Source organism: Nitritalea sp. (genome assembly GCF_054166705.1).
This window is the reverse complement of record NZ_JBSZCV010000009.1, coordinates 83,721-97,281: the sequence shown is the minus strand read 5'-3', so window position 1 is coordinate 97,281 and position 13,561 is coordinate 83,721. Positions and strand designations below refer to the sequence as shown.

Below are 13,561 nucleotides of genomic sequence, written 5' to 3'. Positions count from 1 at the left end.
ACGCTTAGTTTTGAAGGTCTTCGGCCAAAAGCTGGAACTCAGGGATGCTCACATCGAAGTGCTGACCGTCTACGATACGTTCCATGGTATAGGTACCTAGCATCTTGCCAAGTCCCGATTTTAAGTTGCAGCCAGAAACATATGCGTGTTTTTCTCCCGGTTCCAGTATGGGCTGCTGCCCAACGACACCTTCGCCTTCCACGATTTTTTTACTATCCGCTGCATCGAATATTTCCCATTTGCGGCGCAGCAGCTGCACGGTGTGGGGTGAATTATTTTCGATTTCGATGTGATAGGTGAAGACATAGTGCTGCTGCCAAGGGCTCGAATGGGCCCGCTGATACTGCACGTGCACGCTAACTTTTATTCCCTCTGTAATGGCACTTACCATGAAACCTTTAATTTTGTGTGAAGATCGATCAAAATTACGTAAAGCGTTTCACTATTTAACGAAAAGTCCACAAAATGGATGTAAAAATTGAAGCCTCCTGGAAGGCCGCACTAGCGAAAGAGTTTAGCCAGCCTTACTTCCAGGCGCTGTCTGCCTTCGTCCGGGAGGCCTATCAGCAGACGCAGGTATTTCCGAAGGGGAATGCTATTTTCAAGGCCTTTGAGGCTTGCCCGCTCCATCAGGTGAAGGTGGTCATTTTAGGGCAGGATCCTTACCATGGTCCCCAGCAAGCCCATGGCCTCTCTTTTTCTGTGCCGCAGGGCGTCTCCTTCCCACCTAGTTTACAAAATATTTTTAAGGAAATCCGCCGCGACCTGGGGATCCCTTTCCCCGAGCATGGCGACTTGACCCGATGGGCGGAACAGGGGGTGCTGCTCCTGAATGCCACACTTACGGTGCAGGCCCATCAGGCCGGCTCGCACCAAAAAAAAGGTTGGGAGCAGTTTACCGACGCAGTTATCCGAGTACTTGCCGAGCGGGAGGCTCCGATGGTCTTCCTGTTATGGGGGGCTTTCGCCCAAAAAAAAGCGACGATCCTGCACCGTCCCGAACATCTCAAGCTGCACGCCCCACATCCGAGCCCTCTCTCGGCACACCGAGGCTTTCATGGCTGCGGCCATTTCTCTCAGGCAAATGCCTTCCTGCAGGAGCAGGGCTTATCGCCGATTCAGTGGTGAAAGGCGTAAAAGCGCTCACGCGTGCCAAGGCACTTTCTCCTGCCAAGCGGAGAAAAAGGGGAAAGGCTGGCTTGAGCCTAAGGAATAGCTAGGTGCGGACATGCCTTTTGGCAGGAGAGCACGATACGAGAAGGCTGAATGCTTACTCGTCAATGATGGTAGGCTTTCGGTTTTCGTCGTAAAAAAAAAGAGACCGAATTAGCAGTCTCTTTTTTAGATAGAATGGGGCCATTTACTTTGTGCCAACAAAAGCACAGGCAGGTCATGCTGCTAATGGGTTTTTCATTCAGTTTATTCGATGCCCTTAAAGATTCGATTCCAACGGATCTTCGAAAACATGCTCTTGTGCTTGTCTAGGGAAAGCCATAAAAACCAAGCTTTGCCGACGACATGGTCTTCCGGTACGAAGCCCCAGTAACGCGAATCGAGGCTGTCATGGCGGTTATCGCCCATCATGAAATAGTAATTTTGGCGGAAGGTGTAGGTTTGCACTTCCTGCCCATCGATAAAGAGCTTGTTGCCCTCCACGCGCACATCTTTTAAGCGCTCATAATGCTGGATGGTGCGGGCATACTTGGCCATCGTCTCCTCGTTGATGGTGATCGTCCAGCCTTTAGCAGGGATTTCGATGGGTCCCATATAATCTTTATTCCAGCCGAAATAATCCCCGTCCGGAAAAATGCGCGGGTCCCCATATCCCTGCCGGTCTAAGCGGAGATTTACCCGATCCACCTCGGGGCTTTCTTGCAAGCGGCGGGCCACTTCTGGAGTCGCCGACACCATGTAGCCACTGTTGTCCCGAAACCCAAAGAAAGCGTCAGGGGCGATACCAAACTGGTCAAAAAAGGCCGCGGAGAGACTTTTATTCGTCATCACATCGTACGAAAACTGCATCAGCTCCGGGTCGTCTGCCGGCTTACCATTTATCTGCACTTGGGTGCGCTCAATTTCGAGGATGTCCCCAGGCACTCCTACCGCCCGCTTGATGTAATTCGTCCGCAGGTCTGCCGGATGCTCGAGCTCTTCAGGATAGTTAAAGACGACCACATCGTTTCGCTTAATGCTGCTAAATCCTGGTAGCCTCCAGTAGGGGAGTTTTATCCACTCCACATACGAATCTGTTTCGGTTCCCCAAATTTTCTGATGTGTAAGAGGCACCTGGAGTGGCGTCATGGGGAATCGAGCGCCATAATGCATTTTACTGACAAAAAGGAAGTCTCCCACCAACAGGGATTTCTCCATGGAGCCCGTAGGGATCGTAAAGGGTTCTAATAGAAGCCAACGTATGATGCTGGCGGCTACCACCGCAAAGAGCAGTGCGTCCAGCCACTCTCTCAGGGCGGACTTTTTCTTTTTAGGTTCACTCATGAAGGAAAAATTTTTAGAAAGATAAGAAATCATCCATGGATAAGATACCTTTTTTATCTTTTATCCATTCTGCCACTAATACCGCGCCAAGCGCAAATCCTTGGCGGCTGTGTGCCGTATGATTTATGCTAAGTGTGTCTATTTCAGAGGAATAGGTGACTGTATGCGTGCCAGGTGCCGGATCGATGCGTTTGGCGGTTATCGGTAAACGTGTATCGTTTTCGGACATGTTTTCTGCTAGTGTCCATCCGCTATAGGCAGGGAGTGCGGCCATAACGCCTTCGGCTAAGGTTAGAGCCGTGCCTGAGGGGGCGTCTTTTTTTTCCGTATGATGGATTTCTTCTATGGCGACCTGGTAAGCGGACTGCTCCTGCATGAGCTTGGCCAGGAAAGCATTTACCTTAAAGAATATATTGACGCCAATACTGAAGTTAGAGGCATAAAAGAAGGCACTATTTTGGGCTAAAGCCAATGCATCTAAGCGTGGTTTTTCGGATAGCCAGCCGGTGGTGCCCGATACTACGCGGATGCCACGCTCTAAAGCCCAGGTGATATTATCTACTGCCGCTTCCGGGGCGCTAAACTCGATCGCCACATCGATATCGGCTGCCGTTAGGGTGTCCCGATCTGCTCTATTTTCCTCTGAAATGCGGGCAATAATCTGATGGCCACGGGAAAGGGCGATTTCCTCGATTATTTTCCCCATTTTGCCGTAGCCAAGTAAAAGAATATGCATGTTAATTGATGTTTATTTTAAAGCGTAAGCCAACATGAGGCAATCCCAGCGGGCTGATTTCTTGGTAGGGCTCCCAGCGAAAACTGAGGTCCTCCGACACATCGAAGCCCGATAGATGCGCATCCACGTTAGCATCAGCAATGTTTAATACGTATATGACTAGATAGATCAAAAAGGTGGTGTCCCGATTCCTCCGCCAAAAATTAACGTTGCGCACGAGCCCATCGCGGTTTAAATTGGGAAACTGATTCGGCTCTTCTGCATCGAAAGCGATAAGTGCATCTCGAAAGAGCGCAAAGCGTCTTCCATTAAAGTCTACAAAGTAGGTGTTCGTCAGGATACCACCATACAGGATGGGTACTTTCCAGGGCTTCTCGTTATAGACTTGGCCAGCGCCAGGTAACACAGCAGAGAGGATAGTCGCTAGACGCGGATTTTTCGGCGTACGGAAAGCCTCGTTTAAAGCCTTTACGGCTTGTTGCTCCAAACGTGGATCTAAACGCTGCAGGGTGTCCTGTCCATAAACAGGAAAAGCTGCCCCTACAAGTAGCAGCAGCATCCCCAGAAAGTGTCGCGTAAATGGCATGAATCGATTCATACGGGCAGCTTTGCCGCAGGCAATAGACCTATTCGGGCGCACTAAATAACAGCTAAAAGTTCTAAAATGCGGTTTAAATCGTCCGTAGAAGTAAAAGGGATTTTGATCTCCCCCTTGTCCTTAGCATCCGCCTTCACGTGTACCTTCGTGCCAAAGTGGCTGGCCAGGCGCTGCTGTAGCTTATTCAACTCATACTGCTTGTACGGGTCGATGGGCTCTTTTTTTAGCCCCTCTTCCGGCTCCTTCGGTTCGTGAAGGGCCTTTACGAGCGCCTCCACCTTACGTACACTTAAATCTTCGGCTAAAATCTTCTTATACAGCGAAAGCTGCACGTCGATATCCTCGATATTGACCAGCGCACGGGCATGCCCCATCGAAATTTGGTTGTCGCGCAGCCCTGCCTGAATGTCGGGCGGCAGGCGCAATAGACGCAAGTAATTGTTGACCGTCGTCCGCTTTTTGCCTACACGGTCTCCCAGTTCTTCCTGCTTAAGCGCGCATTCGGAAAGCAGGCGCTGATAGGAGTGGGCGATCTCCAGCGCATTTAAATTTTCCCGCTGTATGTTTTCGATCAGCGCCATTTCTAACATCTGCTGATCGTTCGCAGTACGCACATAGGCGGGGACACGCTCTAAGCCTGCTAGTTTGGAGGCCTGAAAACGACGTTCACCAGAAATCAACTGATACGTGTTTTCTTCCAGGCGCCGCACCGTAATGGGCTGGATGATGCCTTGCACTTTGATGGACTCTGCCAGCTCTTCCAGCGCGATTTTATCGAAATGCGTCCGCGGCTGATAAGGGTTGACCTGAATATCACTCAGACGGACTTCATGAATCCCGGCTGCTGGTGGAGCAGGGGTAAGGGGCCTTTCCTCCTGCTGTTTAGCAGGAGAGTCTTGTAGTAATGCACCCAGTCCCCGGCCTAGCGCCGCCTTTTTCTGAAATTGTTTTTTATCCGCCATCGTCGTTGATTCGTTTAAGCATTTAGATTTGCGATTCCATTTTTCGCTGCGATTTCATTCGCCAAGTTGAGGTATGCTACCGCCCCTTTTCCATCGGCATCGAAAGCGATGGCAGGAAGCCCGAAGCTAGGCGACTCGCTTAATTTGACATTTCGCGGGATTATCGTTTCGAAAACTAAATCTGCAAAATGCATTTTGACTTCTTCCACCACTTGATTGGATAGACGCAGACGTACATCATACATCGTCAGTAAGATACCCTCGATTTCTAAGGCCGGATTTAAGCGGGTTTGAATAATTTTAATGGTATTCAAGAGCTTACCCAGCCCTTCTAGGGCAAAGTACTCGCACTGCACCGGGATGATGACACTGTCCGCAGCCGTGAGCGCATTGATCGTGATCAACCCGAGGGAAGGGGAGCAGTCGATGATGATAAAGTCGTAGTCCCCTTTGATCGGGGCGATGACCTCACGCATCTTTTCCTCTCTATTTTCCAAGTTGATCATCTCCACCTCAGCACCGACCAGGTCGATATGCGAGGGGATCAGGGTGAGGTGCGTGATTTCCGTAGGAATGGCGATTTGTGCTACCTCCACACCGTCTACCATACACTCGTAGATACTTTTGTCAATCGCCTTCGGATCGATACCCAAGCCGGAAGTCGTGTTCGCCTGAGGGTCGGCGTCGATCACCAGGGTCTTGTATTCCAAGACCGCTAAACTCGCAGCCAAATTCATCGCCGTCGTGGTCTTGCCCACGCCGCCTTTCTGATTGGCTATCGCTATCACTTTTCCCATAGTCATTTATAAGGTAATGGACTGTCCTATTTCTAAAACAATCAATTCTTTCTGCGCTGCTGCGGCCTTTCGTTTGGCTTCCTCTAGATCAATTTCAATATAGGGGAATGTATCAAAATGCATCGCGATGATCTTGTCTGTACCGACAAAATCTGCTGCCTTAAGCGCATCGTCAATGCCCATCGTAAAATTATCTCCTATCGGAAGGAATGCAAAGTCAATCTTGAATTCCTCGCCGATTAATTTCATGTCATAGGTAAGCGCCGTATCTCCAGCATAGTAAAAGGCTCCACGCTCATGCTGAATCACGAAGCCTCCTGGATTACCGCCATAGGTCCCATCTGGAAGCACACTGGAGTGAACCGCATTCACATATTTTACACGCCCAAAATCAAAAACCTTACTGCCGCCATGGTTTAATGGATGGTAATTTTCGATTCCTTTACCGCCGTAGTAGCTCGCGATTTCAAAATTCGCCACAAGCGTCGCTTGCGTTCTCTTTCCAATCCGCTCCACATCGGCTACATGATCTTGATGGCCATGTGAAAGTAAGAGGTAATCCGCAGCCAGGCTGTCTACATCGATAGCTGCCGCTTTTTCATTTGGGCTGATAAAAGGATCAAAAAGCAAATGCTTGCCCCCTACCTCCATCTGGAAGCTGGAATGACCTAAGAAGGTGATTGTTATCATCGCGGTTTGGATTAGTTTTTAGCACAAGGACAAATATACCATTTATATGGCTATTTCTAAACGCTAATGAAAGGGACTTTACCGAAAGCTCTCCTGCACCGCTCCAGATTCCTGAATTTCAGCCCCAGAAAGAAGCAATAAAAAAGCGAGCCGAAGGACTCGCTTTTATGTGCTTAAGAAGGAGAAAAACTTACTTCTTCTTCTTATTGGCTTGCTTTTGCTCTTCGGCAGCACGCATCGCATCTTCTAAACGCTGCTGAAATTTAGACTTCTTCTTGTTCACGTTTTTCTTCTTGTTTTCCTCTACCTTCTGACGGACCTTCGCATCATCAACAAACAGCTTAATCAATGCCTGCTGACCGAATGTCACCATGTTGGACACAAAATAATAGAAAGAAAGTGCCGCAGGGAAAGAATTTAAGATAAACATGAAGCCGATCGGCATGATATAACCTAAGTTTTTCAGTGGGCCGGTCTGCGTAGAAAGCTGGTTGTTGAACTTGGTGTAGGCGATCTGTGAAACCGTCATCAGCAAAGTAAATAAACTCACATGCGACCCATAGAAAGGTATCGTGAAAGGCAAGTTGATAATCGAGTCATACGTCGACAAATCATGTGCCCATAAAAAAGATTCTCCTCTCAGCTCGATACTATTCGGGAAGAAAAAGAACATCGCAAATAGGAAAGGCATCTGCAGCAGCAGCGGAAGACAACCACTTATAGGACTTACGCCCAGCTGGCTGAACAGCTTCATCTGCTCTGTCTGCATCTTAGTGGGATCATCGCCGTATTTTTCCTTCAGCTCATCTATCTCCGGCTTAATCACCCGCATTTTAGCCATTCCCATGTAGGATTTATACGTCAGTGGGAATAGGAAGAGCTTGATGATCAGTACGATCAAGATAATGATTACCCCGTAATTACTTACGTAGCGCTCTAAGAACTGGAAAAGATTAACGATAATATACTTGTTCACCCAGCTCACAAAGAAGTAGCCCATGTCCACATTCTTTTCGAAGCTCGGGGCGATGGTCTTCAGGATTTTATAGTTGTTCGGCCCGAAATAATAACGCAGTTCATTTTGGCCTTCGGCCAAAGGAAGAGCCAAGGCCAAACTCATGTTTTTCACCGAAAGGGTGTCAGCAGGCGTGTCCTGCGCGATGCGCCCATTCGTAAAAGGTGTTCCATCCGCTAAAATGGCCGAGGTGAAGAATCGCTGGCTGAAGCTAGCCCAGCGAACCGGCTCAGACAGGGTCTCGGACTTATTCGCGTTCACACCGAAGTAGTCGTAGCTGTCACTGGCAAAAAACCAGTTGGCATTCGTTTTTCTGCGGGACTCCTCGATGTCGGCCTCCAGCTTTTTCAGTCGGTCTTCCCAACTGATGGCGATCGGACCGTCCATAAGCTGCTGCCGGAAACCGTCTACAGCGATGTTTTTTTCTAAAACATAGCTGTTGGGCGCTAAACGGTAGGTACGGGTTATACTTCCCTGCTCTGCCTGCGCCGTAAAGGTGAGCACCTGAAGTGTTTCTCCCTCGCGCTCCTCTGTGCTGGTTTTCACCTGAAAGAAGAAGTCATTCAAATTAAAATCTCCCTGGCGCGTCGGAATCGTATAGGAAATGGTAGAAGAAGTTTCATCCAATAAGTAGAGCGGCTGCTTGTTCCAGGTGGTAAACTCTTTTAATCGAACTCGCTGAATTTCTCCCCCTTGAGAGGAAAATTCTACTTCGAGGAGTTCGTTTTCTATCGTATGCGTACTCGCTTCTCCCTTCGTGAATGCTGCGAAGGCACCAAATTTCTGTTGTGCCTGCAGGTCAAGTAAAGAGTCTGGAAGTTGGAACGTCGTAATGTCTTCGGCTACATCCGCTTCTTTCGCCGCCTCTACTTTTTCGGTCGCCCCCTTGCTCTCCTCTACGTCGATAGGCTCAGGTGTTTTCGCGAAAAAGATGGAATAGCCGAGCAAAACGGCTGCGAAAAGGATTAATCCTGTCGCTTGATTCTTATCCATAAATATGTTCTTGGTATTCTGAAATGCAAAAGTAAGGAATAATAGCGGATTTTTGGCTATTTCCTACGGATTAGCTAAGCCCCTGCCGGGGCAAAGCACATTTAATGAGCTACCTTGTACTCTATGGCTGCCCGAATAAAGCGAATGAACAAAGGATGGGGTGTTAAGACGGTAGATTTATATTCTGGGTGGAACTGGGTACCTACAAACCAAGGGTGCTCCTTTAATTCAATGACTTCTACCAGGCCAGTGTCTGGATTTACGCCACTGGCATGCAGTCCTGCCTGTTCTAAGGCGTCTAGGTAGGCATTGTTCAACTCGTACCGATGGCGATGGCGCTCGCTCACCTTCCCTTTGCCGTAGGCAGTATAGGCTTTAGAGCCTTTTTTCAATTCACAAATGTAGGACCCTAGACGCATGGTGCCGCCTAAATTAACTACCTGCTTCTGGTCTTCCATCAGGCCGATAACCGGGTGGGGAGTGTCTGGATGCATTTCTGTGCTGCTGGCTCCCTCTAGGTGAGCTAAATGGCGTGCCACTTCGATTACGGCCACCTGCATGCCGAGACAAATGCCGAAAAAGGGTATCTGCTGCTCCCGCGCGTATTTTACCGTCTGGATTTTTCCTTCGAAACCTCTTTCGCCGAAACCGGGCGCGACCAAAATACCATCTAACTCTTCTAACTTTTTCGCGATATTGTCTGCATTCAGCTCCTCGGAGGAAATTAAACGCAAATTGACCTTACATTCCGTAGCGGCACCAGCATGTATGAACGCCTCGATGATGGATTTGTACGCATCCGGAAGGGATACATATTTGCCGATAAGGCCGATCGTGACCTCTTGGGTAGGGTTTTTTAGGCGCCCTAAAAACTCCTTCCACTGTTCTAGGTCCGTGTTTACCCGTGAGCTGAGTTTCAGCTTGGTCATCACACGCTCGTCCAGCTTCTCTTTCTTCATGAGCAGGGGAACGTCGTAGATCGTCTCCGCATCCATGGCCTCGATCACACAGTTGAGCTGCACATTACAGAAGAGCGCCAGTTTTTTCTTTACCTCAGTAGGCAGGTGATGCTCCGTGCGGCAGACGAGTATGTCCGGCTGAATACCCGCCTCTAAAAGTTGCTTCACAGAATGCTGTGTCGGCTTGGTTTTTAGTTCTTTGGCGGCAGCCAGATACGGAATCAGCGTGAGGTGGATCACTAAAAAATTATTGACGCCGATATCCCATTTCACCTGGCGCACGGCCTCTATAAAGGGAAGAGATTCGATGTCTCCCACGCAGCCACCGATCTCGGTGATGACGATATCGAACTTACCGTCTTCGCCTAATTTGAGGAAATTTCTTTTTATCTCATCTGTGATATGAGGGATTACCTGCACGGTTTTGCCCAGGTACTCACCCTTTCGCTCCTTCGTGATGACATTATTGTAGATCCTACCTGTGGTAACGTTATTCGACTGGGAGGTCGGAGTGTCCAGGAAACGCTCATAGTGGCCCAGGTCCAGGTCCGTTTCAGCACCATCCTCGGTCACGTAACATTCTCCGTGCTCGTAGGGATTTAATGTGCCAGGATCTATGTTTAGATAGGGGTCGAATTTTTGGATGGTGACCGTCAGGCCGCGTGCCTGTAAAAGTTTCGCTAAGGATGCGGCGATGATTCCTTTACCTAAAGAAGAGGTCACACCTCCGGTGATGAAGATGTACTTAGTGCTGGAAGAAGCCATAAGAATGGATGGGATTTAATTGGTGTTCTTATGGGATTCAAAGGTAGGCAAAATTTCTGCAACTTGGCGTGCTCTAGTCTTTTTTATTAAAGGTAAGCTCGAGCTTGATTTCTGTTTCATCCCGTACCCGAATGCTTCCGAGCAGCGCGGTAGGCGGGTCTAAGTTGAAGTCGGAGAACTTCAGCTTGGCTGTCCCTGATACCTGGAAACTTTCGTCAAGTGTGTAGTCTAATTCATGCGCTTGGTTGCTTTTAGCTCCGGCGATGGTCCAGGTACCTTCCACGCGGAGACGCTCAGAAGAGAGGATTTCTACCTTTTTTGCTTCAAATTGGATGTAACGATGCTTTTCTGCTTGTAGGCTTTTATGCGCCTTTTCAGTCATAGCATTTTTCTCTTGATCGCTTTTTAGGGATTTCGTTTCTAAGCGCAAGGTAAAGGGGGCGATTTTTTTCAGGTCTCCCTTTTCAACTTCTAGTTCGAGGGTTCCGCTTCCTTTTTTCCCTGTCAGGGACCAGTCGTGTATGGTAGAGGTGCCCGCAACTTGAAAAGTACTTTTATCAGTAGCTAAGGAGTAGGTCTGCTGCGTAAAGGACCTTTGGGCGGAGCCCAAAAGCAGTAGGAAGCTGACTAGTAGCGAATATAAAATCTGCTGAGGGTGCGCCAGGGTCATCAGGGGGAGGAAATTTACATGCTGCATACCTAAGTACAACACGTCTTTTTCCAAACTGTTAGCGGCAGACCGATCGCACATCGCTTTTAAGGGCGGCTCCTGAAGGTATCCGCGCTAATTTAGGGGCAAGATGAGGGACTGAATCATAAAGAATAGTAAATTTGCAGGATGAGTAAAGAAATTCAAGGTACGGCAGGCCTTTTGGAGGCTATCCGTCAGCAGGGGCGCGTCTGGATAAAAGATGCCTTAGGGCAGCCCATGGAGTGGGTCTTGGCGTCTAGCTGGTCGGCAGAAGACGGGCAGGAAGGCACCGCGCTGCTGTTTGATTTGTTTCAAATTCGCAGCATCTGTCCGCCATTTTCGGAAGTGTCGCTGGATATCGTGCAGTTTGCATCCAAGCCTACGGTGTATCACAGCCCGGTGAATGCAGTGCTTAAGGCCGGCCCCATTCGGGAGGGCATCATTCGTTTTTCTGTGCTTAAGCATCCTGCTTGGAATGGCTTGCTCTTTTCGATCAGCCAGCTGGTGTTTGCCAAGTATCCGGTGCAGGTGCCGGAGGGAGCGGAGGTTTTCGTGGTTGATGCCCCTTTTTTACTGCAAGCCAAAGGACATAAAGCGCTCTATTTAGATCCAGAGGGTGGTATAAAGATTTTAAAAGCATGAAGCATCTGGAGGCCTTAGCAGGACATGAGATTTTTACGCGAGTAGGACGTATCGCCGATAGTATGGGCGTGGAAGCCTATGTCGTAGGGGGCTTTGTACGTGACTATCTGCTAGGCAGGGGGGTGAAAAAGGACATTGACTTCGTCTGTGTCGGCAGTGGCATCGAGTTGGCGACAGCTGTGGCCAAAAGCTACGACACGCATGTTCCCCTCAGTGTGTTTAAGAATTTCGGCACTGCCATGCTCAAACTGGCAGACTATGACATTGAGTTCGTAGGTGCGCGGAGGGAGTCCTACCACCGGGATAGTAGAAAGCCGATCGTAGAGGATGGCACCCTAGAGGAGGACCAGCAGCGACGAGATTTCACCATTAATGCGCTGGCGATTTGTGTGAATGCCACACGTTTCGGGGAGTTGGTTGACCCATTTGATGGGTTAAAAGATTTAAAGCGCAAGATCATACGTACGCCCGCAGCTCCGGACACCACTTTTTCGGATGATCCTTTACGGATGATGCGTGCGATCCGCTTTGCAGCGCAGCTGCAATTTGATATCGAAGCGGAAACCTTTGATGGTATCTGTAGAAATGCGGGCCGCCTTTCGATCATCTCGCAGGAACGTATCATCGATGAGCTGAATAAAATTATCCTGTGTCCACAGCCCTCTTATGGCTTTAAGCTGCTGTTTGTAAGTGGTTTGCTTAAGGAGTTTTTCCCTGAGATGGTGGAGCTGCAGGGGGTAGACTCCGTGGGAGATCGCTCGCACAAGGACAATTTCTATCACACCTTGCAGGTGCTCGATAACATTTCGAAGCATACAGATAATCTGTGGTTGCGCTGGGCGGCCATCATGCATGACATCGCCAAGCCGGCTACGAAGCGGTATTCGCCAAAGGTAGGCTGGACCTTTCATGGGCATGAGGACAAAGGTGCACGCATGACGCCGGGGATCTTTAAGCGCCTTAAACTGCCGATGGATGAGCGAATGAAATACGTCCAAAAACTCGTTCGCCTACATTTACGCCCGATCGCGCTGGTATCCGATAAGGTGACTGACTCTGCCGTACGGCGCTTGCTCTTTGATGCAGGCGATGAGATCGAAGATTTGATGACACTGTGCCGAGCAGATGTTACCTCGAAAAATAATGCCCGTGTGAAGCGTTACTTGACCAACTTCGACAAGGTGGAGCAGAAGATGCTTGAGGTCGAGGAGAAGGATCAAGTGCGCAACTTCCAGCCGCCTGTTAGCGGGGAGGAAATCATGGATCTTTTTCAATTAAAACCTTCAAAAATCGTGGGGGAGTTGAAAAACGAAATAAAAGAAGCTATACTTGAGGGCGAAATTCAAAACAATAGAGAAGAGGCTCTCACCTTTTTATCTAAATTAGCTGTATCAAAAGGAATTACACAAACGAAAAAAAATGAATTGTAAACAAGTAAGCTTGATCGCTTTTCTGGTTTTAGGTACATTCGGTATCGCTGAGGCACAGGAACAGCAGGCACAACAGGCAGAGGGACAGGAGATTTCCGAAACCTTACGTAGAAGAAATGAAGCAGACCAAAGGGTGTACCAGTTGGCGCTACGCTATAATGATGTGTCTGCGGCACGTGTGAAGCTCCTAGAGCTGATCGAGCGGAATCCGAACAACACACGTTACGCAGAGCTTTTGGTATCGCTTTATTTTGAAAACAATCAATTTGGCGCAGCAGCAGTGTCGGCACTGGATTTATTAGAGCGCGATGACCGGAATTTAGTGGCTTTAGAGGTAGCAGCTTACTCTTTAGAGCAGCTGGGAGCTTTAGACCGCGCCCTTCCTCAGTTCGAGCGACTGTACCTGCTCAGCAATGACATTTTTACCCTTTACCGCACGGCTACGCTACAGCTACAGCTCGAAAAGCATGAGGAGGCTTTGAACTCTATCGCGATGATCGTTCGGGATAGAAAGTCTGCGGAAGAAAAAATAGGGTTTAACTTGGGCGATAATCAGTCACAAGAGATTGTGCTTCGTGCCGCCGCATTAAATTTGAAAGGTTTAGTCTATGTAGCGCAGGGAAGTAAATCCGAAGCTTTAGCTGCTTTTCAGGAGGCTTTAGCGCTGGAGCCTGAATTTCGTCTCGCACAAGAAAATTTAAAGGAAAACTCTTAAGAGGGTCTCGTGCGCAGTAACTTAGGGAGAGCTGATGGTGGGGAAGACCTGCTATCAGCTTTTTTTTTGGCC

Annotated in this window: 14 protein-coding genes; 4 read left to right on the top strand and 10 right to left on the bottom strand. The window is 48.8% G+C overall.

Going from position 1 to position 13,561, the window contains the following annotated elements:
- Positions 1-4: 4 nt before the first annotated feature.
- Positions 5-391: a Co2+/Mg2+ efflux protein ApaG gene (gene apaG, locus ACXIT9_RS08145; protein ID WP_458055740.1), complete on the bottom strand. Its 387-nt coding sequence runs from the start codon at positions 389-391 to the stop codon at positions 5-7.
- A gap of 74 nt (positions 392-465) precedes the next feature.
- On the opposite strand from apaG, the gene ung reads away from it, so the two are divergent.
- Positions 466-1,128 carry a uracil-DNA glycosylase gene (ung, locus tag ACXIT9_RS08140; RefSeq protein ID WP_458055739.1) on the top strand — a complete coding sequence of 221 codons (663 nt, stop codon included), beginning with the start codon at positions 466-468 and terminating at the stop codon, positions 1,126-1,128.
- A 291-nt stretch (positions 1,129-1,419) separates the two neighbouring features.
- Here ung and lepB read toward each other — a convergent pair whose 3' ends face one another.
- From lepB to ACXIT9_RS08095, 9 genes are all read right to left on the bottom strand, one after another.
- Entirely contained in the window at positions 1,420-2,496 is a 1,077-nt protein-coding gene (gene lepB, locus ACXIT9_RS08135) for a signal peptidase I (protein WP_458055738.1), read from the bottom strand.
- Positions 2,497-2,509: 13 nt separating this feature from the next.
- Positions 2,510-3,232, bottom strand: a complete 723-nt coding sequence (dapB, locus tag ACXIT9_RS08130; RefSeq protein ID WP_458055737.1) for a 4-hydroxy-tetrahydrodipicolinate reductase — start codon at positions 3,230-3,232, stop codon at positions 2,510-2,512.
- Between the two features lies 1 nt (position 3,233).
- On the bottom strand, positions 3,234-3,830 hold the full coding sequence (locus ACXIT9_RS08125) for a DUF5683 domain-containing protein (protein ID WP_458055736.1): 597 nt from the start codon (positions 3,828-3,830) through the stop codon (positions 3,234-3,236).
- A 41-nt stretch (positions 3,831-3,871) separates the two neighbouring features.
- A complete protein-coding gene (locus tag ACXIT9_RS08120) occupies positions 3,872-4,792 on the bottom strand; it encodes a ParB/RepB/Spo0J family partition protein (RefSeq protein WP_458055735.1) in 921 nt (306 codons plus the stop codon).
- A gap of 14 nt (positions 4,793-4,806) precedes the next feature.
- A complete protein-coding gene (locus ACXIT9_RS08115) occupies positions 4,807-5,589 on the bottom strand; it encodes a ParA family protein (RefSeq protein WP_458055734.1) in 783 nt (260 codons plus the stop codon).
- A 6-nt stretch (positions 5,590-5,595) separates the two neighbouring features.
- Positions 5,596-6,279 carry a metal-dependent hydrolase gene (locus tag ACXIT9_RS08110; RefSeq protein ID WP_458055733.1) on the bottom strand — a complete coding sequence of 228 codons (684 nt, stop codon included), beginning with the start codon at positions 6,277-6,279 and terminating at the stop codon, positions 5,596-5,598.
- Between the two features lie 190 nt (positions 6,280-6,469).
- Positions 6,470-8,287 carry a membrane protein insertase YidC gene (gene yidC, locus ACXIT9_RS08105; RefSeq protein ID WP_458055732.1) on the bottom strand — a complete coding sequence of 606 codons (1,818 nt, stop codon included), beginning with the start codon at positions 8,285-8,287 and terminating at the stop codon, positions 6,470-6,472.
- A 101-nt stretch (positions 8,288-8,388) separates the two neighbouring features.
- A complete protein-coding gene (locus ACXIT9_RS08100) occupies positions 8,389-10,011 on the bottom strand; it encodes a CTP synthase (RefSeq protein ID WP_458055731.1) in 1,623 nt (540 codons plus the stop codon).
- 73 nt (positions 10,012-10,084) lie between these two features.
- Entirely contained in the window at positions 10,085-10,762 is a 678-nt protein-coding gene (locus ACXIT9_RS08095) for a YceI family protein (RefSeq protein WP_458055730.1), read from the bottom strand.
- A gap of 87 nt (positions 10,763-10,849) precedes the next feature.
- On the opposite strand from ACXIT9_RS08095, the gene ACXIT9_RS08090 reads away from it, so the two are divergent.
- The 3 genes from ACXIT9_RS08090 to ACXIT9_RS08080 are packed head-to-tail and all read left to right on the top strand — an operon-like array spanning position 10,850 to position 13,489.
- Entirely contained in the window at positions 10,850-11,344 is a 495-nt protein-coding gene (locus tag ACXIT9_RS08090) for a hypothetical protein (RefSeq protein WP_458055729.1), read from the top strand.
- Entirely contained in the window at positions 11,341-12,774 is a 1,434-nt protein-coding gene (locus tag ACXIT9_RS08085) for a CCA tRNA nucleotidyltransferase (protein WP_458055728.1), read from the top strand. The genes ACXIT9_RS08090 and ACXIT9_RS08085 overlap by 4 nt, the downstream gene beginning before the upstream one ends.
- A complete protein-coding gene (locus tag ACXIT9_RS08080) occupies positions 12,764-13,489 on the top strand; it encodes a tetratricopeptide repeat protein (protein WP_458055727.1) in 726 nt (241 codons plus the stop codon). Before ACXIT9_RS08085 ends, ACXIT9_RS08080 begins: the two co-directional genes overlap by 11 nt.
- Positions 13,490-13,561 lie beyond the last annotated feature (72 nt).